At 37.5% G+C, this 22,654-nt stretch carries 24 protein-coding genes; 11 read left to right on the top strand and 13 right to left on the bottom strand.

Annotation, left to right across the window (positions count from 1 at the left end):
* Positions 1–77: 77 nt before the first annotated feature.
* Positions 78–1,160, bottom strand: a complete 1,083-nt coding sequence (locus NBC122_RS01325; protein ID WP_185145772.1) for a putative type IX sorting system protein PorV2 — start codon at positions 1,158–1,160, stop codon at positions 78–80.
* A complete protein-coding gene (locus NBC122_RS01320; protein WP_133441025.1) occupies positions 1,160–2,020 on the bottom strand; it encodes a DMT family transporter in 861 nt (286 codons plus the stop codon). The genes NBC122_RS01325 and NBC122_RS01320 overlap by 1 nt, the downstream gene beginning before the upstream one ends.
* 341 nt (positions 2,021–2,361) lie before the next feature.
* On the opposite strand from NBC122_RS01320, the gene NBC122_RS01315 reads away from it, so the two are divergent.
* Positions 2,362–3,990 carry an acyl-CoA carboxylase subunit beta gene (locus NBC122_RS01315; protein WP_133438650.1) on the top strand — a complete coding sequence of 543 codons (1,629 nt, stop codon included), beginning with the start codon at positions 2,362–2,364 and terminating at the stop codon, positions 3,988–3,990.
* A gap of 78 nt (positions 3,991–4,068) precedes the next feature.
* Here NBC122_RS01315 and ygiD read toward each other — a convergent pair whose 3' ends face one another.
* Together ygiD and NBC122_RS01305 are read right to left on the bottom strand one after the other, a co-directional pair.
* Complete coding sequence (gene ygiD, locus NBC122_RS01310; protein WP_133438649.1) at positions 4,069–4,896, bottom strand: 4,5-DOPA-extradiol-dioxygenase; 828 nt, start codon at positions 4,894–4,896, stop codon at positions 4,069–4,071.
* A gap of 82 nt (positions 4,897–4,978) precedes the next feature.
* On the bottom strand, positions 4,979–5,488 hold the full coding sequence (locus NBC122_RS01305) for a YceI family protein (protein ID WP_133438648.1): 510 nt from the start codon (positions 5,486–5,488) through the stop codon (positions 4,979–4,981).
* Positions 5,489–5,688: 200 nt separating this feature from the next.
* Here NBC122_RS01305 and NBC122_RS01300 point away from each other — a divergent pair, with 200 nt between their 5' ends.
* From NBC122_RS01300 to NBC122_RS01285, 4 genes are all read left to right on the top strand, one after another.
* On the top strand, positions 5,689–6,384 hold the full coding sequence (locus NBC122_RS01300; protein ID WP_133438647.1) for a phosphatase PAP2 family protein: 696 nt from the start codon (positions 5,689–5,691) through the stop codon (positions 6,382–6,384).
* Positions 6,385–6,386: 2 nt separating this feature from the next.
* Complete coding sequence (locus NBC122_RS01295) at positions 6,387–7,358, top strand: phosphatase PAP2 family protein (protein ID WP_133438646.1); 972 nt, start codon at positions 6,387–6,389, stop codon at positions 7,356–7,358.
* Positions 7,359–7,419: 61 nt separating this feature from the next.
* The gene (locus tag NBC122_RS01290) at positions 7,420–9,561 is read left to right on the top strand and encodes a S9 family peptidase (RefSeq protein WP_133438645.1); all 2,142 of its coding nucleotides are present in this window, start codon (positions 7,420–7,422) and stop codon (positions 9,559–9,561) included.
* Between the two features lie 3 nt (positions 9,562–9,564).
* Entirely contained in the window at positions 9,565–10,020 is a 456-nt protein-coding gene (locus NBC122_RS01285) for a DUF1801 domain-containing protein (protein WP_133438644.1), read from the top strand.
* Positions 10,021–10,040: 20 nt separating this feature from the next.
* Here NBC122_RS01285 and NBC122_RS01280 read toward each other — a convergent pair whose 3' ends face one another.
* Positions 10,041–10,589 carry an L-threonylcarbamoyladenylate synthase gene (locus NBC122_RS01280; protein WP_133438643.1) on the bottom strand — a complete coding sequence of 183 codons (549 nt, stop codon included), beginning with the start codon at positions 10,587–10,589 and terminating at the stop codon, positions 10,041–10,043.
* Between the two features lie 152 nt (positions 10,590–10,741).
* On the opposite strand from NBC122_RS01280, the gene NBC122_RS01275 reads away from it, so the two are divergent.
* A complete protein-coding gene (locus NBC122_RS01275) occupies positions 10,742–11,761 on the top strand; it encodes an LLM class flavin-dependent oxidoreductase (RefSeq protein WP_133438642.1) in 1,020 nt (339 codons plus the stop codon).
* Between the two features lie 180 nt (positions 11,762–11,941).
* Positions 11,942–12,190, top strand: a complete 249-nt coding sequence (locus tag NBC122_RS01270; protein ID WP_133438641.1) for a VF530 family protein — start codon at positions 11,942–11,944, stop codon at positions 12,188–12,190.
* Between the two features lie 8 nt (positions 12,191–12,198).
* Here NBC122_RS01270 and NBC122_RS01265 read toward each other — a convergent pair whose 3' ends face one another.
* From NBC122_RS01265 to gldB, 6 genes are all read right to left on the bottom strand, one after another.
* Positions 12,199–12,576 carry a YchJ family protein gene (locus NBC122_RS01265; RefSeq protein ID WP_133438640.1) on the bottom strand — a complete coding sequence of 126 codons (378 nt, stop codon included), beginning with the start codon at positions 12,574–12,576 and terminating at the stop codon, positions 12,199–12,201.
* A gap of 27 nt (positions 12,577–12,603) precedes the next feature.
* A complete protein-coding gene (locus tag NBC122_RS01260; protein ID WP_133438639.1) occupies positions 12,604–13,053 on the bottom strand; it encodes a GNAT family N-acetyltransferase in 450 nt (149 codons plus the stop codon).
* Positions 13,054–13,056: 3 nt separating this feature from the next.
* Positions 13,057–13,560 (bottom strand): DinB family protein, encoded by a 504-nt coding sequence (locus NBC122_RS01255; RefSeq protein WP_133438638.1) that lies wholly within the window; start codon positions 13,558–13,560, stop codon positions 13,057–13,059.
* Between the two features lie 106 nt (positions 13,561–13,666).
* Complete coding sequence (locus NBC122_RS01250) at positions 13,667–14,806, bottom strand: cystathionine gamma-synthase (protein ID WP_133438637.1); 1,140 nt, start codon at positions 14,804–14,806, stop codon at positions 13,667–13,669.
* A 70-nt stretch (positions 14,807–14,876) separates the two neighbouring features.
* Positions 14,877–15,203, bottom strand: a complete 327-nt coding sequence (gldC, locus tag NBC122_RS01245) for a gliding motility protein GldC (RefSeq protein ID WP_133438636.1) — start codon at positions 15,201–15,203, stop codon at positions 14,877–14,879.
* A 135-nt stretch (positions 15,204–15,338) separates the two neighbouring features.
* Positions 15,339–16,319 (bottom strand): gliding motility lipoprotein GldB, encoded by a 981-nt coding sequence (gene gldB / locus NBC122_RS01240; RefSeq protein WP_133438635.1) that lies wholly within the window; start codon positions 16,317–16,319, stop codon positions 15,339–15,341.
* Between the two features lie 43 nt (positions 16,320–16,362).
* On the opposite strand from gldB, the gene NBC122_RS01235 reads away from it, so the two are divergent.
* The 4 genes from NBC122_RS01235 (at position 16,363) to NBC122_RS01220 (ending at position 18,675) form a co-directional block, all read left to right on the top strand.
* The gene (locus NBC122_RS01235) at positions 16,363–16,908 is read left to right on the top strand and encodes a GNAT family N-acetyltransferase (protein WP_133438634.1); all 546 of its coding nucleotides are present in this window, start codon (positions 16,363–16,365) and stop codon (positions 16,906–16,908) included.
* 55 nt (positions 16,909–16,963) lie between these two features.
* Positions 16,964–17,752, top strand: a complete 789-nt coding sequence (nadE, locus tag NBC122_RS01230; RefSeq protein ID WP_133438633.1) for an NAD(+) synthase — start codon at positions 16,964–16,966, stop codon at positions 17,750–17,752.
* Positions 17,753–17,802: 50 nt separating this feature from the next.
* Positions 17,803–18,300: a ribonuclease domain-containing protein gene (locus NBC122_RS01225; protein ID WP_133438632.1), complete on the top strand. Its 498-nt coding sequence runs from the start codon at positions 17,803–17,805 to the stop codon at positions 18,298–18,300.
* Between the two features lie 75 nt (positions 18,301–18,375).
* On the top strand, positions 18,376–18,675 hold the full coding sequence (locus NBC122_RS01220; RefSeq protein ID WP_133438631.1) for a barstar family protein: 300 nt from the start codon (positions 18,376–18,378) through the stop codon (positions 18,673–18,675).
* Between the two features lie 58 nt (positions 18,676–18,733).
* On the opposite strand, the gene NBC122_RS01215 is transcribed toward NBC122_RS01220, so the two are convergent.
* Together NBC122_RS01215 and NBC122_RS01210 are read right to left on the bottom strand one after the other, a co-directional pair.
* Positions 18,734–19,957 carry a hypothetical protein gene (locus NBC122_RS01215; RefSeq protein ID WP_133438630.1) on the bottom strand — a complete coding sequence of 408 codons (1,224 nt, stop codon included), beginning with the start codon at positions 19,955–19,957 and terminating at the stop codon, positions 18,734–18,736.
* 36 nt (positions 19,958–19,993) lie between these two features.
* Positions 19,994–22,588, bottom strand: coding sequence for a TonB-dependent receptor plug domain-containing protein (locus tag NBC122_RS01210; protein ID WP_133438629.1), 2,595 nt, complete (start codon positions 22,586–22,588; stop codon positions 19,994–19,996).
* Positions 22,589–22,654 lie beyond the last annotated feature (66 nt).

Below are 22,654 nucleotides of genomic sequence, written 5' to 3'. Positions count from 1 at the left end.
TTTATGTGATTTTTGGGGTTTAAGAAAATTTGCGAAAAATTAAGCTTGACGTTAAATCGGAAGTTTTTAAATCAGTATTAATTTCTGAAATCTCCCATATCCAATTTCAGAGAAAAGAAATTAGAATAGAAGTTAGAGCCACCGATTCCCGAATTGGTAATTGCATAATCTAAAGTTAAACCGTGGTATTTAATTCCAATCCCAGCACTGGGCTGAAAGGAAACTTTTCTTTTTAGATTTTCGATATCGGTTATAGTTTGAAATCTGTTTAAACCAACTCTCACAAAAATCATATCCTGAAATTTAAGTTCGGCGCCCGCATAAGGCGTAATACTTGCAAAATCGGTCGAAATAACCGCTGCCGTTTTGGCGAAATCAACATTGATTCCCGCTTCTGGCATGAGTTCCAAATCCCGGTTGATTTCGAAATTTCTGCTCATTCCTACATTTAATTTAGGCATGGTTAATTCCATTTTATCTTTTGGAGCGGGATTAAATTCCTCACCGTTCACCACGGCCGAAAGTTCTTTCTGATTGATGGTCCAGAAGTTTACCGTAGTTGTAATATCTTTCATTACAGCGCCATAATTCCAGCCGTTGTCGGAATGATAAACCGCTCCCAAATCAAAACCAAAACCATAGCCACTTGCAAATTTTCCGACATTTCTGTAGACTAATTTTGCATTAACACCGACATCTATTTTCTGATTTCCGCCAGGATGAAAGGCATAAGAAAGTAACGCCGCATAATCGGACTGTGAAAAACTGGTGATTTTATCGTAGTCGATATTTCCTTCAGGATCAATAAGTTGTGTAGTATTCAGGATGTTGTCAACTCCGAGTCGGACGATGGAAATTGCAAAAACTCCTCCTTTGTTATCCAACGGTTTTGCATAAGCGATATAGTCGTATTTGGCGATCGATTCAAAATATTCAGCATGCATTGCTGCTCCCTGCCAATCACGGTCAACGCCGATTAATCCTGCCGGATTCCACATTGGCGAATAAACATCATTTTGATTAGAAATTACCGCACCGCCCATTGCCAGACCTCTCGCACCAGCTCCGATATTGAGAAATTCGTTTGAATATTTTCGCACAATTTGTGCTTCAGAAAAAACTCCTGAAGTAACCAAAGCGGCAAAGAATAATTTTCTCATCAATTCTGTGCTTTTTTTGCAGCTGTATTTTTTCTTGACTTTAAAACTCCATTAACAATAATTGCCAAAATCATAATTAAAGAAGCACCGTAAAATATGGGGCTCATTTCCTCAGATTCACCAAAGATAAAAAAAGCCAGAATAATCCCGTAAACCGGCTCCAGATTTACCGTTAAAATTAAGGTAAACGGCGAAATGTATTTCATTAAATTCACAGATTCCAACATCGGGAAAGCGGTGAAAATACTTGCTAATATGATAACTAACGTCAAATCATGGGTGCTTATTTCATTAAGGTGAAAAATCTGCCCCGTCAATAGAAAAAATGCGGTTAGAATAAGGAATCCCGAAAATATTTCATAGAAAATAATGTTACCGGAACTGGTTTTGCCAAAGATCTTTCCATTAAAAACAGAAAATATGGTTCCGAAAAGAGCGGTAAGAATTCCATAGAAAATTCCTTCTTTATACTGAAATTCGGTCTTGAAAATGAGGCCCATACAGATCACGATCACCACTCCCATGATCACCTCTGAAATGTCGATCTTCCTTTTAAAAATAACAGGTTCCAAAATAGAAGCAAACAAGGTGGAAAGCGATAAACAGCTCAGTGCAATGGAAACATTCGAAACCTTGATCGCGTGGAAAAAACAGAGCCAGTGAAAGGCCATGAATCCTCCAATTACCGAAAGCTGAATGAAAAGCTTTTTAGAAATTTTGATGCTTTCTTTTTTGAAAAAACGGATGAAAATAAATAAAAACAGCGCTGCGAAAAGCATGCGGTAAAAAGTAAGCACCTGGGCATTGGCGGAAATGAGTTTTCCTAAAATGGCAGTAAATCCCCAAAGAAATACAATCATGTGAAGGCGAAAAAGGGCAGAATTTTTAACCACTATTTTTAAATTTTAACTTTTGCAAATCTACAAATCCAATTTAGATTATAAGAACAATAACCTCTTCATTTACTGAAAAAAAACCCTGAAAATTTCACAACTTTCAGGGTTCTTCAAATAATAAACTACTAAAAAAATAAATCAGGAATAATTCCAAGCAATTGTAACGGGATTTTGGTTCTTTTATTTTGTTTGATCCTCCAAAATTATGCAAAATAATTTTCTGTGTTTCAAATCATTAGTTGTAATGCATGTTTCTTCCGGAATTATCTTAAAAAAACTTATCTTTAAGAAAATTTTTTTCACGTATGGATTTAGAATTTAACAAAAGAGAAGATCAAAATAAATTAAAACTCGGCGCTATTACCACTTTGCTTTCTGAAATAAAGAAAGGTGGTGGAGAAAAACGGTTGCAAAAACAAAGAGATGAAGGCAAGTTAACGGCGCGCGAACGAATCGACTATCTTCTTGATAAAAACGCAGATTCTATTGAAATCGGTGCTTTTGCCGGTTATGAAATGTATGAGGAACATGGCGGTTGCCCGAGTGCCGGAGTAGTGGTAGTTATGGGTTATGTTTCCGGCCGGCAATGCCTGGTGGTGGCCAATGACGCCTCCGTAAAAGCGGGTGCCTGGTTTCCGATAACGGCAAAAAAAAATCTTCGCGCTCAGGAAATTTCCATGGAAAATAAATTGCCCATTATTTATCTGGTAGATTCTGCAGGGGTTTTCTTGCCAATGCAGGATGAGATTTTTCCCGACAAAGAACATTTTGGAAGAATATTCAGGAACAATGCAAAAATGAGCTCTATGGGAATTATCCAGATTTCTGCGGTAATGGGAAGCTGTGTGGCAGGTGGCGCCTATCTTCCGATTATGAGCGATGAAGCGATGATTGTAGATAAAACGGGTTCTATATTTTTAGCCGGAAGTTATCTGGTGAAAGCGGCGATTGGTGAAACCATTGATAATGAAACTTTAGGAGGAGCTACTACCCATTGCGAAATTTCCGGTGTGACCGATTATAAGGCGAAAGACGATAAAGATGCTTTAGATAGAATTAAAAATATCATGAAGTCCATCGGCGATTTCGAAAAAGCAGGTTTCGACAGAATCGAAAGTTTCCCGCCAAAAGAAAATATCGAAAATATTTTCGGACACATGCCGGTTTCACGATCAGATCAATACGATACTTTTAATATTATTAAATGTCTGGTTGATAATTCCGAATACGAAGAGTACAAACCGGACTATGGCAAATCAATTATTTGTGCGACCGCAAGAATCGACGGTTGGAGCGTAGGAATTGTCGCCAATCAACGGAAATTAGTAAAAAACGGAAAAGGAGAAATGCAGTTTGGCGGCGTTATTTATTCGGACTCTGCTGATAAAGCGACGCGTTTTATTGCCAATTGTAACCAGCGAAAAATCCCATTATTATTCTTACAGGACGTGACCGGATTTATGGTAGGTTCCAAATCTGAACAAGGTGGAATCATCAAAGACGGTGCAAAAATGGTAAATGCTGTTTCTAATTCCGTAGTGCCGAAATTTACAGTAATTACAGGGAATTCCTACGGTGCCGGAAATTACGCGATGTGTGGAAAAGCGTATGATCCAAGATTAATTGTTGCCTGGCCATGGGCGGAACTAGCGGTAATGGGCGGAAGCCAGGCTGCGAAAGTTCTGGCGCAAATTCAGACTTCAACTTTAAAAAAGCAAGGCATAGAAATCGGAGAAAAAGAACATCAGGAAATTCTGGATTCCATTTCCAAAAAATACCAAAAACAGACGGAGCCCACTTATGCCGCAGCTAGATTATGGACCGATGCCATCATTAATCCTGTAGATACCAGAAAATGGATTTCTATGGGAATTGAAGCCGCTAACCATGCACCAATTACGGAGAAATTTAATTTAGGAGTGATTCAGGTTTGAAAATTTAAGGAACTGGATTCTATAAACAGCATAAAAAAAAGATTCAGAAAATTTCTGAATCTTTTTTTTATTTTTAATTTAACCAATCCTTACGCTGGTCATACTCAGGCTTCCGCCAATTAATTCGTCATTGAATAATGAGAGTTCTTCCGATTTTTCCTTTAAACCTAAAGAATAAATGAGGGGCAGAAAATGATCGGGCGTGGGAACAGCAGTTTGTAGAAATGTTCCGTGTTTCTGATAATCAATAAGATTTTTAAAATTACCGTCCAGGATCCAGTTGTTTGTTTTTTCGCGGGCTTCCAAAGCCCAGTCGTAGCCGTAACCTACCGTATCGATATTTCGGAAATCTACCAGCCGCAAATTATGAACGATATTTCCACTGCCGATTATCAAAATTCCTTTTTTTCGTAACTTTTGAAGTTGACTTGCCAGATCAAAATGAAATTGCGGTGGTTTGGTATAATCAATACTCAGCTGAATGACCGGAATGTCTGCGTTGGGATAAAGATGTCTGATGACACTCCACGCACCGTGATCCAGTCCCCAGTTGTGGTCTTCGCCTACAAAAGTAGGAGCCAGTAACGCTGCTGTTTCTTTTGCCAGTTCGGGACTTCCTTTTGCCGGATACTGAACCTCAAAAAGTTCTTTCGGAAAACCATAAAAATCATGAATGGTTTTCGGCATTTCCATGGCGGTAACAAAAGTTCCCTTGGTAAACCAGTGCGCAGAAATACAGAGAATAGCATTAGGTTTCGGAATTTCTTTCGAGATTTTTCGGAACCCCTGTACAAACTGGTTTTCTTCTATCGCATTCATCGGCGAACCGTGACCGAGAAAAAGAACCGGCATTTTTTCGGTTTCCTGAAAACGGTCGGAAATGCTCGATAAATCTTGGATATTCATTTTAAATATGCTTTAAAAAAAACAAAGTTCACCCGACTAAAAATCAGAGTGAACCTTGAAAAATCAACTATGAAATTTTATTTTATGCTTTTACAAATTGTAGGTCGCCTGCAATTTTCACCTCGTCAGAAACCATTACGCCACCTGTTTCCAAAGCTGCGTTCCAGTTTAAACCAAAATCTTTTCTGCTGATTTTACCTTCAAAAGAGAAACCGGCTTTGGTTTGTCCCCAAGGATCTACATTGATTCCACCGAAATCTACATCTAATTTTACTGGTTTTGTAATACCGTTGATCGTCAGATTTCCTGTAACATCACTGGTCAAAGAATCAGATTCAAAAGTAATTACGGGGTTTGCGGCAACATTGAAGAAATCTTCACTTTTCAAATGGTTATCGCGGTCGGTATTGTTCGTGTTGATAGAATCTGTATGAATTGTCACTTTTACATGTACGTTTTTGAAAGTATCGTCTTCCGCTTCCATTTCTACATTGAAATTGGTGAAGCCACCTTTAACGTTAGAAATCATCATGTGTCTTACTTTAAAAGTAATTTCACTGTGAGTTGGATCTAAATTCCATTTTGTCGCCATAATGTTTTTTTTATTTATTATTAATATTTTGTAGTGCAAAGATAATTCCGATTGCGGTCTTTGGCATTGATGTAAGTTAAGAAATGAATAAATAGTAAATTTTCTTCAACTAAAATCACTAAGCAAATGATTTCGTTATATTTATATGATATTTAATGTAGAGTAGCATCAATTTTTATAATTTTACTTAAAATTATAACATGAAAAAAATCTTTCTATTCCTGATGATTTTGAATTTGCACTGCTTTAATTTCGCTCAAGTTAGGGATACATTAAAAACGCAGAATAAGCGGTTTGACTTTCGATATAAAAAGTTGTACGTCCCCGCAGGTTTGATGCTTTCGGGAATCATTTCAGATGGAAGCGGTTCGGAATCGTTAAAAAATGAATTGGTGGAAGAGCGAAACGAACATCTGTTCGGTTTCCAAAATCATGCAGATGATTATTTACAATTTGCTCCTTTCGTTGCGATTTACGGTTTTGAACTCGCCGGCATGAAACCCAGAACCGACTGGCAAAACCGAACTGCAATTTTAATAAAAGGGCAGCTGCTAAATCTGGGCGCGGTTTATATTTTGAAAACAACTTTAAAACACACGCGACCAGATGGGACTGCTTACGCGTTTCCTTCCGGTCATACCGCAAATGTTTTTGCTGGAGCTACCATGCTTTCCATCGAATATGGGGATAGATATAAATGGGTTCCTTATGCCGCTTACGGTACCGCAACAGCAGTGGGCGTGATGAGAATCGCAAACAATAAGCATTATGTTTCAGATGTTCTTTTCGGCGCTGGTTTGGGAATTCTCTCAATGAAAGTAGCTTACTGGACGCATCAATATAAGTGGAATCAAACAAAAAGTACCACAGATCCTTTCGCAGGAACGGTTTATTAAAAATGAGAAAAAGTGTACCCATATTGGCTCTGTTGTTTTCTGTATTCTTTTTTTCGCAGAAACATGATTCGGCGGTTCAAATAAGGACACAGGAGTTTCAGCTTTCGGAATGTACGACTTTGATTTATCAGAAACCAAGGATATCAGATATCTACAGAAAGATTCCTAAAAATTTTGTAGGAGTCGGTGAGAATGTAGTTTCTACAAACATCTATGGTTACTCTTTACTTGCATTGGGTTCTACTATTGCATTGGTGGCCGTAGATCCCGCAATTTTGAATATGGGTAGAAGATTGGGCGAAAGTGTAGGATTCAGTGAAGATCATACCTATTATAATTTGGGCCCTTTGAAAATAATCCCGGGTGACATCGGTTCTTTTGTTTACTTTATGGGAAACGGAACCGCCTTTATTCTCATTGGAGCAGGTTTGGCCACTTACGGTTTGATTACCGATGATTACCGTGCTCAGAGTACGTCGATGCAACTGGTGCAAAGTGTTTTGCTGTCTGGACTTTTTTCTCAACCATTAAAGCGGCTTAGCGGAAGAGAAAGTCCTTTTGAGACTGCAAAGTCAGGTATGAATCACAGTAACTGGAATCCTATTCCCTCCTTTGCAGAGTATCAGAAAAACACCTCAAAGTACGATGCAATGCCTTCCGGTCATTTAACTACCGGAATCGCTGCCTGGATTGTTTTATCTGAAAATTATCCTGAAAAAAAATGGATCAGACCACTGGGTTTTGCTTTGATGGGATTAATGAGTCTTGAGATGATTCAAAGTAAAGTGCATTGGGCATCGGATTATCCTATTGCGATTCTTCTGGGTTATCTGATTGGCAAAAACGTCGCCAAAAATGCAATGGTAAAAAAGACCAACGGTACTGTTGCAATTCAGCAGAAAAAATATAAACTCAAGATCTCATCATCCAATTTTTATGGAATCCAGCTGATGGGAATGAACGTTGATTTTTGATTTAACATTTCTTAACAGTTTCGAATTTATTTCTTATTTTTAGGCATCTAATTATTAAGAAATGAAGTTTTCAAAATTCTCTTTACTATTCCTTGTTACAGGAAGTTTTCTCTATGCACAAAATCAAAAATTTACGATTGCTGAATCAGTAAACGGTTTGAGAAGCAACCTTGCCGTGAAAAATATTTCGCAGTTTACCTGGGCTGATGACGGCAAAACCTATTATCAATCAACCAAAAACGCTTATTTAGTGACAGATGTTTCTACTCAGAAACAGGATACTTTGGTTTCCCTGTATCAGCTGAATAATACTTTGTCTTCAGACAAAAAATTAAAATCATTTCCCAGAATAACTTTTATCAATAAGGATAAAGGATATTTTAACCAGGGATCACAAAGTTTTTGGATCGAACGTTCCGGCAAAGAATGGAAAATTAAAGCAGGAACGGAACTCAATAAAGAAGCTGAGAATACCCAAATGTTGGGAGATAATCAAGGCTACGTTTATACCGTGAAAAATAATTTATACCTCAATAAAAACGGAAAAGTCACTGTCATTACCAATGATGAAAATAAAGATATCCTGAACGGACAGGCGGTTCATCAAAGAGAGTTTGGCATCAGCAAAGGTATTTTTATTTCTCCCGACAATTCGAAAATTGCATTTTACAGAATGGATCAGTCGATGGTTGCCGATTATCCGGTTATCGATTGGAGTGTAGTTCCCGCGGTGAATAAAAATATTAAATATCCAATGGCAGGAACTCCTTCTCATCACGTTACTTTAGGAATTTATGACCTGAAAACCAATAAAACGACTTTCTTAAATACTGCAGGCGATCCAGAACAGTATCTGACCGTGTTTACCTGGAATCCAGATTCGAAATCGGTTTTCGTAGGAGTCCTGAACCGCGATCAGAATGATTTGAAAATGAATCAGTACAGCGCTTCTACCGGAAGTTTTATTAAAAATATATTTGAGGAAAAGTCTGATAAATATGTCGAGCCACAACAGCAGTTGTTGTTTTTCCCGAACTCAACGACCGATTTTATTTGGCAAAGTCAGCGTACCGGATTTAATCATTTATTCCATTATAATGTAGAGAAAGGTCTGGTTGCACAGTTGACGAAGGGAGATTGGGTCGTCACCGATATTCTCGGTTTTCATGAAAAAAAGAAAGAAATCTTCTACGTTTCTACCCAGGTTTCTCCGTTGGAAAGACATCTTTATAAACTCGACTGGACGAATTTTAAAACCCAGAGATTAGATCAGGGAGCCGGTATGCATTCCGGTATTTTGAGCAAGGATGGGAATCATTTGTATGATACCTACAGCAATGCAAATACACCGCGAATTGCTAATTTAATCAATACCAATACTTTAAAAATTAAAAACATACTGTCCGCAGAAAATACTTTAAAAAATTATCAAAGACCCGAAATCAAAAATGTAACTTTAAAAGCTGATGACGGAACGCCTTTATATGGTAAAATTATTTTACCGACCGATTTCGATGCAAACAAAAAATATCCGGTAATTGTTTATTTATACAATGGGCCGCATGCTCAGTTGATAACGGATAGTTTCCCAGCCTCCGGGAATTTGTGGTATGAATTCATGGCGCAGAAAGGATATATCGTTTTCACTATGGACGGGCGGGGTTCTTCTAACCGCGGATTGAAATTCGAACAGGCTATTTTCAGAAATGCCGGAGAAACTGAAATGAAAGACCAGTTGCAGGGAGTCGCTTATCTGAAATCGCTGCCTTATGTGGATGCCAATCGGTTGGGAATTCATGGCTGGAGTTATGGCGGATTTATGACCACGAGTTTCATGCTGAAGCATCCAGACGTTTTCAAAGCAGGAGTGGCCGGCGGTCCAGTCATCGACTGGAATATGTACGAAATTATGTACACCGAAAGATATATGGATACCCCACAAAGTAATCCTGAAGGGTACAGGCAAGCCAATCTTTTGGATAAAGTGCAGAATTTAAAAGGACATTTACTGATGATTCACGGAGCGCAGGATAATGTGGTTGTTTGGCAGCATTCCATAAATTTTCTAAAAGCAGCCGTCGATCATGGGGTACAAATGGATTATTTCGTTTATCCCGGACATGAACATAATGTCGTAGGAAAAGACAGAGTGCATTTGATGCAAAAAGTAACCGATTATTTTGATGAATATTTAAAAAAATAAGTAATGAAAATCGAGGCAAATTCTATTGAAGACTATTTAAATAACGTTCCCGAAGAAAGAAAATCTTCGTTCAGGAAACTGTATAAAACGGTGTCGCAGAATTTGCCTCAGGGTTTTCAGGAAGAACTGAGTTACGGCATGATCGGATGGAATATTTCTTTGGAAACGTATCCCGCCGGTTATCACTGTACTCCAAATACGCCGCTTCCATTTATTAATCTGGCTTCTCAGAAAAATTTTATCGCGTTGTATCACATGGGGATTTACGCCAATAAAGATTTGCTGAAATGGTTTACGGAGGAATATCCGAAATATTCTGCAAGAAAATTAGATATGGGCAAGTCGTGCATCCGTTTCAAAAAAACAGATGATATTCCTTTTGAACTGATTGCGGAACTGTCTCGGAAAATATCGCCACAGGATTGGATTTCAACCTATGAAAAACTTTATAAAAAATAAAAACAGATCTTTTCTGAAAATTATTCTCTCAAAACTTTAATTCTGCCGTCATTCCATATTCTGATAACAGACGAACCTGAATATTCTGAAACTTTATCATGATTTTCTTCGGCTACAAAATCGACAGAATCAATAATTTCCTGCGAAATATCGGAGAATTTCATCGGCGATTTTTGTCCGCTAAAATTGGCAGAAGTAGAAACCAAGGGTTTATTTAATTTTGTAATGATCTTTTTTAAAAATAAATCATTCACCAGACGAATTCCGATACTTCCGTCTTCCGCCAGGATTTCTTTCGGCAAACCTTTCGGATTGTCGTAAATTAAAGTTACCGGTTTTTCCGACAAATCCATAATTTCCCAGGCCATTTCGGAAACATCTACCAAATCCTCCAAACGCTTTGCAGATTCCACCAGAATAATCATTGATTTGTTCTTCTCCCGCTTTTTAATTTCAAAAATTTTGTTGATGGCTTCTGGGTTTGTAGCGTCGCACCCGATTCCCCAAATAGTGTCGGTTGGGTAAAGAATTGTGCCGCCGGCTTTTAAAGTTTCGATGATTTTTTCCATGAATTATTTTGGTAGATTTTCAGAAAAATTTTAATAATTGCAAAAGTAATTAAAAAAAGTAGAAGATTATTTTTCATGATCTGTTCTTATCATTCATCAATGCTTTTAAATTTCAATTGTGGTAATTTTGTACCATCAAAAATCATAAAAATATGGAAGTAGGAATTGGAATGTTTGGTGACTTAGCCGTCGACCAAAATACCGGAAAATATAAAGATGCAGGAATTAAAATCCGTGAAATTTTAGGACAGATAAAATTAATGGATGACGTCGGAATCGACGTTTTTGCCATGGGTGAGCACCATCGTGCTGATTACGCGGTTTCGTCTCCCGAAATGGTTTTAGCTGCCGCTGCGAGCATCACGAAAAATATAAAATTAGCAAGTGGAGTAACGGTTTTGAGTTCCTCAGAACCTGTAAAAGTCTATGAAGATTTTGCCACCTTAGATTTAATTTCAGACGGAAGAGCTGAAATATTTGTCGGTCGCGGAAGTTTCATCGAGTCGTTTCCTTTGTATGGCTATTCTCTGAATGATTACGAACAGCTTTTCGATGAAAAATTAGATTTGTTATTAAAGATAAATTCCGAAGAAAACGTTACCTGGACAGGAAAACTCCGTGCACCGATGAAAAACCAAACTGTTTATCCGAGAGCTAAAAATAACGGAAAACTTCCCATCTGGAGAGCGGTCGGTGGAACGCCACAATCGGTTTTAAGCGCCGCGAAATCAGGAATGCCTTTAATCGTCGCAATTATAGGAGGAATGCCCGTTCAGTTTAAAAATTTAATTGATTTTTACAAACAGGAATATCTTGCCGCCGGACACAAAGAGTCTGAAATGCAAATCGCGATTCATTCGCACACTTTCGTGAGTGAAGATCAGAAAGTGATCGACGGATATTTCCAAAATTATAAATCGCAAATGGACAGAATTGGCGCGACAAGAGGTTGGGCGCCTTACACCAAAATGCAGTACGACGGTGGAAGAGCAAAAGAGGGCGCATTGTTTATCGGAAATACAAATGAAGTTGCGGATAAAATCGCCTATATGAAAGAGCTTTTCGGCATCACAAGATTTATCGGACACATGGATGTGGGCGCACCGGAAAATGACATCATGGTGAAATCTATTGAGTTATTTGGCGGGAAAGTTGCGCCAATAGTGAGATGATTTTTACAGAAATCAGTTTTAAAGGGGAACGGGCTTTAGTCCGTTTTTTTGAAAAAAGATCAGACTTATTTCTAATTTGTTTGCCAATATTTTAAACTGGAGAATTCATTTTGTTCTAAATTTGGTCAGATTTCATCTTTTTTTATTTCCTGAAAACTAATTTACCTATTTTTACACCTTATGGAACAAAAATCAAAAGATCCTCTGCACGGAAAACGCCTCGATGCTATTTTAGAAGAATTGGTGGAATATTACGACGGTTTTGAAAAACTCGGCGAACAGATCAATATCAAATGTTTTACCGATAATCCGAGTATTAAATCTTCTCTGAAGTTTTTGCGGAAAACAGATTGGGCAAGAACCAAAGTCGAAAGTCTGTATTTGTATGTTTTAAGGCAAAAGAAGAAACAGGAAAGATCGCAGGACTAAGTTTTCTATTAGCTTAAGAATTTTCCTTTCACATAATACCAGCGATCGTTTTTTTGTTTAAAATCTGACAGTTCGTGATGAATCTGTGGTTTTCCGTTATCATCGGTATAAAACGCTTTAAATTCGACCTGATTTGAATTCGGTTTGCGGATAATCTCCAGTTTTGTCCATTCATTGATTTCTCCCCATTCCTGTAAATCTTCTTTGTTGTGCAATTTACGTTTGGCAGGAAAAGTCGTGTCCATCAGATATTCTCCATTCGGAATCGCGAAGGCTGAAAACCGTGAACGCATCAAAGCTTCAGCAGTTGGTGCATGTTTTTCGCCGTGGTGATACGGTTTGCAACATTCGTCGTACGATTTTCCGGAGCAACAGGGACAGTTCATTTTCAAATATTTATTACAATTCACCCATTATTTCATGTTCGACCATTCGTAAAAATTTACGTTATCATATAATTCAAAACCACAATTGGGGTAGAGTTGGTTTCCGATTTCATTATTTTTTCCGGTTTCCAAAAGCATTCCACAAGCCGAAGTTTCGCGACACAAATTTTTTGCTTCTTCAATTAATTGCTTTGAAAAACCTTTCCCGCGAAAATTTTCATTCACATATAAATCATTCAAAAGCCAATATTTTTTCATTCTTGTGGAAGAAAAAAGGGGATACAGCTGAACAAATCCAACCAGTGTTCCGTCCAATTCAGCCACATAAATTTCGGAATCCTTATTTTGTAATCTTTCCTTGAGGAAAGTTTCTGCACTTTTTACATCGCTTTCTTTATGATAAAAAATCCTGTATTCATCAAACAAAACGGATAAATCTGAGCAATCATCAATTGTCGCTTTTCTTGTCTTCTGCATTTTTTACAATTCTGTTAAATACCTTTCCTCAATAATATTCAAATGATGAATGTTATGCCCAACAATTAATTTCCCTATCGTTTCGACCGAAATTTTGTGGCCATTGGCTTTTCCGGTATTTTTTAAAACAGATGGATTCAATGTTTCCAATAAAATTTGAGAAGATTGCCTCACGAATTGATATTCCTGTAATAAAGAATCTAAACTTCTTTCATTCGCAAACGAATTCGCGGTATAATTTTCTTCATCGAAACCTGGCAACCCAGATTTTTCACCTCTTGCAAAAGCCAAAATTCGGTATTGGAAAATTCTTTCGGTATCCGATAAATGTAAAAGCAATTCCTTCAACGTCCATTTTCCTTCTGCATAAGCGAAATTGGACTGTTCTTCGGTTAAATAGGAATATAAGGATACGGTTTTTTCGCCCGATTTTTTCAGCTCTTCCAGCCAATTTTCAGAGGGAATTAAATCTAAATATCTTTGAATGTATTTTTGAAATTCGTTCATTGGAAATTTTATTTTAAACCACAAAAGGCACAAAAGTTTTATATTTCTTTAAATAAAACTTTTGTGACTTTTATGGTTATGAATTTTAAAAAAAATCAAAAGGATTTTAACCGAAAGCTCTTTCTAAATCTGCGATCAAATCTTCTTTATCTTCAATTCCAACGCTTAATCTCACCAAATCATCGGTGATTCCTAATTCTGCGCGTTTTTCTTCGGGAATAGAAGCGTGGGTCATCAAAGCCGGATGATTGGCCAAAGATTCTACACCGCCTAGAGATTCAGCCAGAGTAAATACTTTTACCTTTTCTAAAAACTTAATTGAATCTTCTTTTTTTCCTGATTTAAAGGTGAAAGAAACCATTCCGCCAAAATCTTTCATCTGTTTTTTGGCCAAATCAAATTGCGGATGAGATTCTAATCCTGGATAAAAAACCTGATCTACGGCTGGATGATTTTCTAAATATTTCGCGACTACCATTCCGTTTTCAGAATGCCTCTGAACTCTTAAAGCCAATGTTTTTATTCCTCTTAAAACCAAATAAGAATCATGCGGTCCGAGAATTCCACCACTTGCAAACTGAATGAAATGTAATTTTTCTCCAAGTTCGGGAGTTTTCGCAATAAGTGCTCCTGCAATCACATCAGAATGTCCGCCCAAATATTTCGTAGCAGAATGCATGACGATATCTGCACCTAAATCCAATGGCAACTGAAGATAAGGCGTCGCAAAAGTATTGTCGACCGCAACCAAAATATCTTTTCCTTTTACCAGATCCGTCACCGCTTTGATGTCGACCAGTTTCATTAATGGATTCGTCGGAGTTTCGAGCCAGATCAATTTGGTTTTATCCGTAATTACGTCTGATATTTTTGAAACATCGTCAAAATTCACAAACGTAAATTTCAACTGGTATTTTTTGAATAATCGCGTGAACATTCTGTATGTCCCACCATATAAATCATCAACGGCAACAACTTCATCGCCCGGATTTAATAATTTTAAAACACAGTCAATCGCAGCCAAACCGGAACCAAAAGCCAATCCTCTTGCTCCGTTTTCGATGGAAGCCAAACTGTCTTCCAAAGCTTGTCTTGTCGGGTTTGCCGCTCTTGAATATTCGTATCCGGAATGTACCCCCGGAGATTTCTGCGCAAAAGTGGACGTTAAAAATACAGGAACATTCACAGATCCTGTCGCTGACTCGTGGTGTTGGCCACCGTGGATTACTTTGGTATTGAAATTCATAATTTTTATAATTTAGCAATATATCAATTTAACAGTTTTCTTAGACTTTTAGATTGCTATATTTATTTTTTTACATTTTTATCGCAGCACGTTGTGCAAATTCTTCTGCCATTTGTTCAAGCCAAAATGCAACATCTTCTTCGCCAGTCGCTCTTTCGTAGGTGTTACCCATAGAAATTAAGATTTGGTGCAGAAACATTTTCATCTGGTCAACAGGCATGTCTTTCGTCCAGAGATCGATTCTTAAGGCTTCCTTTGTTTCGTCGTCCCACACAGAAATCATGGTGGCTTTGGTTTCCTGTTTTTCGACTCCACCGTCTTCAGCATTCCACGTCATTCGTTCGGGAACGTGGTTTTCGTCTAATTCAATATCTATTGTGATTTGAGTTTTTTTCATATGTAAATTTTTATTTTTTAAAATTGAGAGTTTGAATTATTTAAATATTTCTATTTTAGTTTTTAAAGTAATAGTAATAGTAATCATATCTCGTGTCTCTTATCTGTCAGCGAAGCAATCTCTTTTCTATTGTCTTTAGTTTTTCGGTTTGTAATTACTTTGGTTAAAAATTTCCTGAGCGTTCATTTTTAGAAAATCCACCAACTTAGTTTCTGGTTTTTCCTGATAGAATTTTCTGCAGATCTGCCAACCGGTAAAAATTCCAATTTGTGGTGAAGATTCATTATCGATTTCGGTGTAGAATTTAGAAAATGGCGCAGGATTGATGAACCGTTCTCCTAATCTTTGGTCGTCACTGAAAACCAAATTGTTCTCCACGAAATAATTCCAGATATTGGCTTCGTTGGCTTTGGCCCATTCATATTGCTCGGGCGTATAATTCATTTTTAAAGCATCCGATTCGTTGGGTAAAAAGGCATCCTGCAAAGTCATCAGTTTTCCGTAATACACGATTTGGTCTATGAATTTTTGATGTTCAAAATTGGGTTTCACAAAGTGTTCCGCCAGAATTTCAGAAACTTTAGGAATAATGTTTTTTGGATTCATGCTTTTCTGAAAATACAGTTCCAAACCTGTGTAATTGGGATTATTCTCTCCCATAAAGGCGGTAATGTCGATAAATAACATTTCTTTTTCAGGCTCATAAAAGATGGGTTCCATGATGCCCTGTAATGCTGAAGAGTACAGGAAAACCTGTGGTTCTTTAAAATTGGGGAAATAATTTTTAATGTTTGAAAATAAAGAAGCCAAGTCATTATTCAGTTTTTGAATATCGATTTTTGAAACCGCTTCTTTGTACACTTTAATTTCCTCGGGATCTTTTCTTCTTTCGGCAAAATCTTCATTAGGAACAGTTCCCTGAAACCATGGATATTTTTGGGTAAAAGTTTCCAGTGGAATATCGGGATCGTAGAATTCTTTGGAAATATCGATCAACTGTACTTTTTCAACTGGATTTTTCACCTCTACTTTCCAAATATTTGTGGTGTCTTTTTTACACGAAGCCAATCCTGTTAGGAATACCGCAGAAAATAAGAGATATCTAAAAAACTTCATTATTTTTACATCAAAATTAGAAAGGCAAAAATAAGGAAAATTAATGGCAAAAATATTTGTTGATACCGAAAGACTTATTTTAAGAGAAATTATTTCAGAGGATATTGAAAGAATTTTTTTACTTGACAGCAATCCGGAGGTTATGAAATATATTGGTGTAAAACCAGTAACAAAATTGGAAGAATCTGAAGAGACAATTCAGAAAATCAGAAAACAATATACCGAAAATGGAATTGCAAGATGGGCAGTGATTGAAAAAAAATCTAATCTTTTAATCGGCTGGTGTGGTTTGAAATTGTTGACTGATCCGGTTAATGGTTTCAAAAATGTTTACGAATTGGGTTATCGCTTTTTACCCGGATACTGGGGAAAAGGATATGCTACAGAATCGGCAAAAGGAGTTTTAGAATATGGTTTTAGAAATATGAATTTGAATGTAATTTATACTTGTGCAGTGATTCAAAACATTGATTCAAACAAAATATTAAAAGATAAATTGGGCTTTGAAGAAAAGGCGACTTTTATTGACGAATTAGATCATGCAACTTGTTATTGGTACGAGTTGAAAAAAGAAAATTTTTTAAAATAAGAAATGAGGGCTGTTAGAGCTTTAAGCTCTAACAGCCCTTTTAACCGAAAAAAATATGCAAACAGAAAAAGTAATAGCAAAAATAGTGTTATGGTTGAGGAATTACGCCGATAAAGCCAACGTAAAAGGATACGTCATCGGCGTTTCCGGCGGTGTCGATTCTGCAGTGGTTTCTACGTTGTGTGCCATGACAGGATTGAAAACCTTGTTAATCGAAATGCCGATACGCCAAAATGCCGATGAGGTTGACCGTGCCCTGGAACACATGGAAGATTTAAAAAACCGTTTCTCCAACGTAGAAATCATGTCGGTGAACCTGACTCCCGTGTTCGAAGAATTATACAAAACTTTCGATGTTAAAGATGCAGATTTTCCGGCTGAAAAACTGGCTTTTGCCAATACCCGCGCAAGATTGCGAATGCTGACTTTATATTATTACGGACAAATCAACAATCTTCTGGTTTGTGGAACCGGAAACAAAATAGAAGATTTTGGGATTGGATTTTTTACCAAATACGGTGACGGCGGCGTAGATGTTTCACCGATTGCCGATTTGTATAAAACAGAAGTTTATGCTTTGGCAAAATCATTGGGACTTGTAGAATCAATTCAAAATGCCATTCCTGCAGATGGATTGTGGGATGAAGCCAGAACCGATGAGCAGCAAATCGGGGCGACTTATCCGGAGCTTGAGAAAATTCAGAAAGAATGGGGAACGAAAACAGAAAGTGATTATTCGGGAAGAGATCTGGAAGTTTTCAAAATTTTCAGCCGGATGAATAAAGCTGCTCAACATAAAATTCAGCCGATTCCGGTGTGTGATATTCCTGAAGAATGGCGTTGAAATTTCCTTCATTTTTAAGGGATATTTAAAATAATTTCAAATAAAAATTAATGAACAAAGACAAAATAAAAATTCTCCTCTTCTTTATCATCGGATTATTGACTGCATTTCTGGTCATGTATCTGATTAACTATTATAAAGTCGAAAAGAAAACGGAGACGGCAAATTCTGAAGTTTCTATTCAGGAAAATAAAAGTGCACCATCAGCAAAAGTCTCGGGAAACATCAATGAACTCACCGAAGAAAAAACGGTTATTAATTATGTGAAAATCAATCACCGGCTCCCCGATTATTATCTGACCAAATCCGAAGCTCGAAAACAAGGCTGGATCGCTTCAAAAGGAAATTTATGCGATGTTCTTCCCGGAAAAGCCATTGGTGGAGATCATTTCAGCAACAGAGAAAAAAAACTTCCTGCCGGAAATAATTATTACGAAGCTGACGTTAATTACAATTGTGCCAACCGAAATGCCGACCGAATTATCTTTACCGAAAACGGCGAAGTCTGGCTCACCAAAGATCATTATAAAACTTTTGACAAGCAATAATAAGAGCCAGGTAAAAAGTAAAAAGAGCCAAGTGGGCTGGATGGGATTACTTTTAAAATTTAAAATTAAAACATTATGAATACTGTATATATAGATTTCTTGGAAATCGGAGATATGGAAGATTTTTTCGATCAATTAAAAGAAAAACTGAAACTTCCTGAAACGTTCGGCGACAATCTGGATGCGCTGTACGATTCCATAACCGGATTTGTGGAGCTTCCGCTGCATATTGAATTTGTGAATATGAGTGTAGAACAACTTGAGGATTTCGAAGATTTGCTGACCACTTTGGAAGATGCCGACGATGAACTTGATGATTTTTCATTTTCGTATTATCTTGAACAATATGGCGATGAGGATGAGGTTGCAGAATAAAAAAAGAGCTTTTCAAAAAATTTTGAAAAGCCTTTTTTTTGATATAAAGAATTAAAACTTATTTGAGTGGCGCCAAAAGATCTACACCATTTACAGTGGCCCACGCACCTGAAGTCAGAACAACTTTGGTTACGGTGGCAGCATTGGTAAAGCTTAGAGGATTTGTTGAAGTGAAAGCATAGCCGAATTTCAAAAGATTATCATTATTTGCGGTAGCGAATAATGGTTCTACTTTGATTTTTCCTGTAGCAAGCTGACTTGTTTCTGTAGCCAGATCTTGGATTAAAACTGCGAATGCACTTTTTCCACCGGTGTTTTTGTACCCGTCGACATATACATTGGAGAAAATTCCCGTTCCCTGTTTTTTAAATTGAATTGCTGAAACTTCCGGCGAGCCCGAAACTTCTGGAAGTGTTCCCGCGGCTCTGATTAAAGTAATGGTATTTACTTTCGGCGGCGTATTGTCGGCGTTAGAGGATGCTTCGATTTCCATTCCAAAATTACCGATTCCGGTTTGGTAACCGAACCAGTTGGAGTTGTTTTGGCCGCTCCAGGAATCTTGCCAGTCAAAAGCATCATCATAATTTCCGTAAGAAATTAAGTTTTTCGCACTCACCGTACCTCCAAAAAATTCATAACCATCATCGGTTCCTTTATAGGCAACCAGGTTTTCTAAAGTTGTGCCGGCACCAACTGCATAGAATGTCATCGAGTTGGTCTCTGAAGTTCCGTCACCGATTTTTCTTCCTCCGTATTCTACGCGTACAAATTTCATGGTTCCGGAATTGGAGTTGGCATCTGCGCCGCCGTAATATTGGTTGTTGCCATCTTCAGAAAGTGCTGTTGTTGCTCCATTCAAGGCTTTAATCGGGGCGTCGCCATACAAAGTTACACCTCCCCAATCACCGGGAGTTTTATTGTCTGAGGTGAAAACAATTGGTTGATCTGCCGTACCTGCCGCATTTATTTTCGCTCCTTTTAAAATAACCAAACCACTTACTTCACTGGTTGTTGCGGTGAAAACTGCACCAGGTTCGATGGTGATTGTAGCCCCTGAACTAACTTTCACAATGCCTTTCAGGGTGTAATTCCCTTTTTTAACAAGAAGGTCCTTAGAGATTTCTCCGGATAGAGTTCCCGAGCCGTCCATTACATTTCCTGTTGTTTGCGGATTTCCACCGTTTGTAGTAGGCGTATTATTATCCTCCCGAATGTCAACCGTACAAGAGGTTACCGACAGGACCAAGGCAAGTGATACTAAGGTTAAGATGTTTTTTTTCATTTCTTTTATTAATTTTTTATGAGATTTAAATTTGATTTAGAAAGTGTACCCTACGGTCATGTTAAATGAAGTTCCCTTTTTGTAATTTTCCATCAGAAGGGAATTTTCCTGAACCTGAACTAAGCTTTTATCGCCCAATTTCAGTTGGTACTTAGAATCCAATAAATTTTGAACCGTAAACTTTATGTTCCAGTTTTTTGAGATTTGATTGTTATAGACGAAATCTAATTGATGAAACGGCATTTCAAAAATATTATCCAGTTTAGAGAAACCTACACCGTAAATTTTCTTTCCCGAAACATTGTAAATGAGCGAGAATGTCTTAGCGAAATTCTGCGCATTTTTGTACTCGTATTTTAAATCCGCATTTACGGTCCAGGGTGCCGCTCCCTGCAAAGCTCTCTTTCTGTTGGCTTCCACGTCGGTTTCCGCGGATTGGTCTGCACTTCTTTGTACATTAGAGTACATCACGGTCGTATTTGCTCCTACAGTCCAGCGGGAAAATGCTTCACTAATTCTGCTTAAAGATAAAATTCCTTCTAATTCAACTCCTGCTAAGGTTGCGGTTTTGGCATTGAAGAACGTAATGGTTTGCCCATTAGAGTTTCCGGAGGCGATATAAGAACGCTCAATAGCTTTGTCGATTTTCTTCGCAAAAATATTTACGGCAAACATTTCTTTATTCGTCGGGAAAACTTCATATTTTAAATCAAAATTGTAGTTTTCACTATTTGATAAATCTTTATTTCCGAAGATGTTTTCGTTGTCCGGATTGATGTATGTGATTGGCATATACTCAATAAGAATCGGTCGCGTAATGGTTTTACTCGCAGCAAAACGAATATTCGATTTCGTATTTAAAGTTCTTTTAACCGATAAAGAAGGTAAAAAATAATACTGGTTTTTAGTGAGATTTACAAAGTCGTCATTTATTCCTACACTGATTGGCTTGTAGCGGGTGATATTCATGTTGTTTTCAACTCTTCCCCCAAGTAAAAGATCCCATAATGCAGAAGGTTTATAAGTGAGGTTTAAATATCCTGCATTGACAAACTGGTACAAATTATTTTTATATTCCGATGTAGAACCTTCTCTGTAATGATAAGCACCATCTCGGATTGCCTGATCAAAAACACTTTGTGGCTGGTCCCTATCCACAGTAATCTGGGATTGCGAAGGATTGTCCAGAACAGAATAAATGAAACGGTAAGACGTATTTCTAATATCTGCAAAACCGTTATATCCAACGGCCAGTTGCCATGGGAAATCTTTTCTGTCTCCTTTTTGTCCCAGATTCACAGCATATTCGGCAAAGGCTGAAAAGTAATTTTTACCGCTGACATCCAAATATTGTCTGAGTAAATTGTTTCCGCCAACAGATAAGTTAACAATATTTCCTTCGCCCGGTTGACCGTACATGATCTTCCGGTCTGGTTGCTGATAAAAATTGTTCACCCAGCTTGCTCCGGCTTTTAGGGAATGTCTTTCACTAAAGGTTTGGGAAGCGGTTAGCTGCAGATCGGTAAACCTGGAAATATCCTGTTGATTTACCCGGATGAACTGCTGATTATTGGTTTCACCATTTCTAAATCCTAAATAATCCTGTATAAGATTTTCGGAATTTTGGAGGAAGAATCCATTTAAATTAATGGCAGTTCCTTTATTTTTAAAACCCAAGCCCAGCAAAACAGAAGATTCCGTTTCGTACGTGTATTCTTTTCTGTTGAGGTTGTTGTTATAATCGATTGAATTTCCATTTAATCGAAACTGATTTTTTGCGCCATCTTTGTATTCGTAGTGGTTTCCTTGGTTCAAGGAGAATAGAAACCCTAAGTTTGAAGTTTCTCCTATTTTAAATTTCTGAGCCGTGGTAAAACCCATACTCGTGTTAGGCAAAGATTTTACATTATCCACGTTCCAACCTTCACCAAAAGAATTCCTTGACTGCCCGCTGGTGAAATTATATCCCGAGGGGCGGTAGTCTTTTACTTCATTCGGCAATTGGCGGTCTTTCGAATTCAAACCAACATACCCTTCTATGGAATTGGCGTTGGGATTAATCTTAAAATTATTTCGAAATGTACTCAAAGTATTGATTCCGATTCCAAATTCAATCTTAGAAAATGGTTTTTCGTAAGTTAAAGTTTCAATATCGAAAGTAGCTCCTGCAAAATCTGCGTATAAATTAGAATTGAAAGTCTTGTAAATATTAAGCTTCCCGACCACATCGGTTGGGAACTGTTTCAACGCGATTATTTTTTGAAACGGATTATTTGACGGCGAACCCAAACCATTAATGAGCAAAGTATTGTAGCGGTCTTCTAAGCCTCTTACAAAGATTCCGCGACCCTCCACACTGGTAATTCCCGTCATTTTAACCAATGCCTGTTCAAGATTTGAAATTCCTTTTCGGGAAATCTCTTCAGATCCCATCGATTGTTTTTGGATAATGGCTTTTTTCTGATCGAGCAAAAGAGCCGATTCAGATTTTTTATTCCCAGAAGCTTTGATCGTAACTTCCTCAATGTTTTTTTCCTTGCGTAAAGTGTCCTTCACCGAAACTTGTGCGTAGAGATAAGTTGCAGAGACATTTAATAAAACAACTGCAAGACCCACTTTTCTGATATTCATTTCTTCTTTTTAATTAGATTTCTTTCGAGGCAAAGGAAGAAATAATGCGTTGATTTTGTGTTGCGT

This window comes from Chryseobacterium salivictor (assembly GCF_004359195.1).
Taxonomy (GTDB): Bacteria; Bacteroidota; Bacteroidia; order Flavobacteriales; family Weeksellaceae; genus Kaistella; species Kaistella salivictor.
Note: the sequence above shows the minus strand (reverse complement) of the source record. Positions and strands in the feature narration are given on the sequence as shown.

What these genes read in the sequence shown, in the direction of transcription:
- NBC122_RS01275 (WP_133438642.1), top strand. Translation starts at nt 10,742, where the DNA reads ATGGAAGTAGGAATTGGAATGTTTGGTGACTTAGCCGTCGACCAAAAT.
- NBC122_RS01220 (WP_133438631.1), top strand. Translation starts at nt 18,376, where the DNA reads ATGAATACTGTATATATAGATTTCTTGGAAATCGGAGATATGGAAGAT.
- NBC122_RS01235 (WP_133438634.1), top strand. Translation starts at nt 16,363, where the DNA reads ATGGCAAAAATATTTGTTGATACCGAAAGACTTATTTTAAGAGAAATT.
- NBC122_RS01210 (WP_133438629.1), bottom strand. Translation starts at nt 22,588, where the DNA reads ATGAATATCAGAAAAGTGGGTCTTGCAGTTGTTTTATTAAATGTCTCT.
- nadE (WP_133438633.1), top strand. Translation starts at nt 16,964, where the DNA reads ATGCAAACAGAAAAAGTAATAGCAAAAATAGTGTTATGGTTGAGGAAT.
- NBC122_RS01270 (WP_133438641.1), top strand. Translation starts at nt 11,942, where the DNA reads ATGGAACAAAAATCAAAAGATCCTCTGCACGGAAAACGCCTCGATGCT.
- NBC122_RS01255 (WP_133438638.1), bottom strand. Translation starts at nt 13,560, where the DNA reads ATGAACGAATTTCAAAAATACATTCAAAGATATTTAGATTTAATTCCC.
- NBC122_RS01215 (WP_133438630.1), bottom strand. Translation starts at nt 19,957, where the DNA reads ATGAAAAAAAACATCTTAACCTTAGTATCACTTGCCTTGGTCCTGTCG.
- NBC122_RS01280 (WP_133438643.1), bottom strand. Translation starts at nt 10,589, where the DNA reads ATGGAAAAAATCATCGAAACTTTAAAAGCCGGCGGCACAATTCTTTAC.
- NBC122_RS01290 (WP_133438645.1), top strand. Translation starts at nt 7,420, where the DNA reads ATGAAGTTTTCAAAATTCTCTTTACTATTCCTTGTTACAGGAAGTTTT.
- NBC122_RS01320 (WP_133441025.1), bottom strand. Translation starts at nt 2,020, where the DNA reads ATGATTGTATTTCTTTGGGGATTTACTGCCATTTTAGGAAAACTCATT.
- NBC122_RS01305 (WP_133438648.1), bottom strand. Translation starts at nt 5,488, where the DNA reads ATGGCGACAAAATGGAATTTAGATCCAACTCACAGTGAAATTACTTTT.
- NBC122_RS01260 (WP_133438639.1), bottom strand. Translation starts at nt 13,053, where the DNA reads ATGCAGAAGACAAGAAAAGCGACAATTGATGATTGCTCAGATTTATCC.
- ygiD (WP_133438649.1), bottom strand. Translation starts at nt 4,896, where the DNA reads ATGAATATCCAAGATTTATCGAGCATTTCCGACCGTTTTCAGGAAACC.
- NBC122_RS01250 (WP_133438637.1), bottom strand. Translation starts at nt 14,806, where the DNA reads ATGAATTTCAATACCAAAGTAATCCACGGTGGCCAACACCACGAGTCA.
- gldC (WP_133438636.1), bottom strand. Translation starts at nt 15,203, where the DNA reads ATGAAAAAAACTCAAATCACAATAGATATTGAATTAGACGAAAACCAC.
- NBC122_RS01225 (WP_133438632.1), top strand. Translation starts at nt 17,803, where the DNA reads ATGAACAAAGACAAAATAAAAATTCTCCTCTTCTTTATCATCGGATTA.
- gldB (WP_133438635.1), bottom strand. Translation starts at nt 16,319, where the DNA reads ATGAAGTTTTTTAGATATCTCTTATTTTCTGCGGTATTCCTAACAGGA.
- NBC122_RS01315 (WP_133438650.1), top strand. Translation starts at nt 2,362, where the DNA reads ATGGATTTAGAATTTAACAAAAGAGAAGATCAAAATAAATTAAAACTC.
- NBC122_RS01265 (WP_133438640.1), bottom strand. Translation starts at nt 12,576, where the DNA reads ATGAACTGTCCCTGTTGCTCCGGAAAATCGTACGACGAATGTTGCAAA.
- NBC122_RS01300 (WP_133438647.1), top strand. Translation starts at nt 5,689, where the DNA reads ATGAAAAAAATCTTTCTATTCCTGATGATTTTGAATTTGCACTGCTTT.
- NBC122_RS01285 (WP_133438644.1), top strand. Translation starts at nt 9,565, where the DNA reads ATGAAAATCGAGGCAAATTCTATTGAAGACTATTTAAATAACGTTCCC.
- NBC122_RS01325 (WP_185145772.1), bottom strand. Translation starts at nt 1,160, where the DNA reads ATGAGAAAATTATTCTTTGCCGCTTTGGTTACTTCAGGAGTTTTTTCT.
- NBC122_RS01295 (WP_133438646.1), top strand. Translation starts at nt 6,387, where the DNA reads ATGAGAAAAAGTGTACCCATATTGGCTCTGTTGTTTTCTGTATTCTTT.